The organism is Streptomyces phytophilus (genome assembly GCF_013870535.1).
Classification (GTDB): domain Bacteria; phylum Actinomycetota; class Actinomycetes; order Streptomycetales; family Streptomycetaceae; genus Streptomyces; species Streptomyces phytophilus.
The window spans coordinates 1-2,037 of sequence record NZ_JACBXC010001109.1; the positions used below are offsets into that span (position 1 = coordinate 1).

Consider the following 2,037-nt stretch of genomic DNA (forward strand, 5'->3'; position numbering starts at 1 on the left):
GGGCAGAGTGGACAGCAGGCGTCTGCGGGTGAACTCCATGGGGTCCTCCCCCGGTGCGTTGGGGCACTGGCAGCCGGAGTCAAGCAGATGGGGGATGCGCCGACAAGCGCTTGCGAGCCCGTACGGGGAGATCGCACCGGGGAAGAACCGCTGATCTGCCGGGCGGGGCCCGGCGCACGGGTGGCCGGAGCGCACCGGCGGGAAGACGATCGCCCAGCGCCGGACCCCGCCCGGCGGCACCAGCTTGATGCATGCCAAGAGTTGTTGCAAGTATTGTGCAATAAGAGCGTAGGGTGATCGAGGACGGATGTCCCACGAAAGGAGCAGCGCCTGATGAGCACGTACGCGCTACCCGATCTGCCCTACGACTACGCCGCGTTGGAGCCCGCGATCACCGGGCAGATCCTCGAACTGCACCACGCGAAGCACCACGCCGCCTACGTCAAGGGCGCCAACGACACGCTGGAGCAGCTCGCCGAGGCGCGCGACAAGGAGCAGTTCGGGAACCTGGTCGGGCTGGAGAAGACGTACGCCTTCAACCTCTCCGGGCACGTACTGCACACGATCTTCTGGGAGAACCTCTCCCCGGACGGCGGCGACCGCCCCGACGGCGCCCTCGGCAACGCCATCGACGAGCACCTGGGCGGCTTCGAGGCGTTCCGGAAGCAACTGAGCGCCGCCACCGCCTCGGTGCAGGGCTCGGGCTGGGGCGTGCTGGCGTGGGAGCCGCTGGGCAAGCGCCTGATCGTCGAACAGGTCTACGACCACCACGGCAACGTCGGCCAGGGCAGCACCCCGCTGCTGGTCTTCGACGCCTGGGAGCACGCGTACTACCTGCAGTACAAGAACGTCCGCCCCGACTACGTCCAGAAGCTGTGGGACCTCGTGAACTGGGACGACGTCTCGGCGCGGTACGCGGAGGCGACCGCGCGCGGCTGAGACAAGGGGACGCGGCGGAGGTTTCACGGGAAACACCGCCAGAAGGCGACAGGCCGCTCTCTCGCGTACGGCGAGGGGGCGGCCGCCGCGTACGCGCCCGTCGTACGGCAGTGCACCCTCGTCCCGTACGACGAGACTTGCCCGTTCACACCGGGCGACCGGCCGCCGCCCACTACGATCCACGCTACCCCCCACCCCCACCGGCGAGAGCGAGAGCATGCGGTCGGACACACGTCAGAACGCACACCTCACCTTCCGCGCCAACACGGGCGCCGGCCGGCACGGCTGGCTCCGGCTGACCCCCGCCTACTCCGTGAGCCTCGTGCGCCGCTACGCCGCCGAGATGCCACCCGGCTCCGTCGTCACCGACCCCTTCTCCGGCACCGGCACCACCCCCCTGGCCGCGGCCGAGCACGGGCTGACGGGGCAGTCGCTGGACGTGAACCCGTTCCTGATCTGGCTGGGGAAGATGAAGACGGCCGCGTACGAGCCGGAGCACCTGCGCGAGACGCGGCGGGCACTCGCACCCCTGGTGCACCGCGCCGAGGAGTTACTGCCCGGGGCCGGCGAGCTGTGGGAGCCGGAGCTGCACAACATCGGGCGGTGGTGGGCGCAAAGCGCGCTGGACGCGCTGAAGGCGGTGCGGCGGGCGCTGGACGTCGCGGCGGGCGGCCTGCCGCCGGGCGGGCGGGACCTGCTGGACGTGGCCTTCTGCCGGACGCTGATCGCGTCGAGCAACGCGGCGTTCAACCACCAGAGCATGTCGTTCAAGGAGGACGGGGAGAGGGCCGGGGCGAAGGGGGCGGGCGGAGGCACTGCCCCGGCGCTCGACCCCGACGCCGCGCGGGAGGTGCTGGAGACGTTCCGCCGCGAGGCCGGCACCACGCTCGCGAGCGCCGCGGACCCGCTGCCCGGCACGGCGCGCGTCCTGTACGGCGACTCCCGCGACATGCGGCCCGCCGCCGGCCGGCTCACGCCCTGCGACCTGCTGCTGACCTCGCCGCCGTACGTGAACCGCATGTCGTACGTCCGCGAGCTGCGCCCGTACATGTACTGGATGCGGCACCTGCGCCGGGCGGAGGACGCGGGCCGGCTGGA

The 2,037-nt window shown here is 71.5% G+C and carries 3 protein-coding genes; 2 read left to right on the forward strand and 1 reads right to left on the reverse strand.

The window, feature by feature from the left end:
- A partial coding sequence (locus H5J30_RS36080) for a hypothetical protein (protein WP_220189502.1) occupies nucleotides 1-258 on the reverse strand: 258 nt, incomplete at its 3' end.
- A gap of 75 nt (nucleotides 259-333) precedes the next feature.
- Here H5J30_RS36080 and H5J30_RS29600 point away from each other — a divergent pair.
- Both H5J30_RS29600 and H5J30_RS29605 read left to right on the forward strand, forming a co-directional pair.
- Nucleotides 334-939 (forward strand): superoxide dismutase, encoded by a 606-nt coding sequence (locus H5J30_RS29600; RefSeq protein WP_181790409.1) that lies wholly within the window; start codon nucleotides 334-336, stop codon nucleotides 937-939.
- A 217-nt stretch (nucleotides 940-1,156) separates the two neighbouring features.
- Nucleotides 1,157-2,037: TRM11 family methyltransferase (locus tag H5J30_RS29605; RefSeq protein WP_181790411.1), on the forward strand; the 881-nt coding region annotated here is incomplete at its 3' end.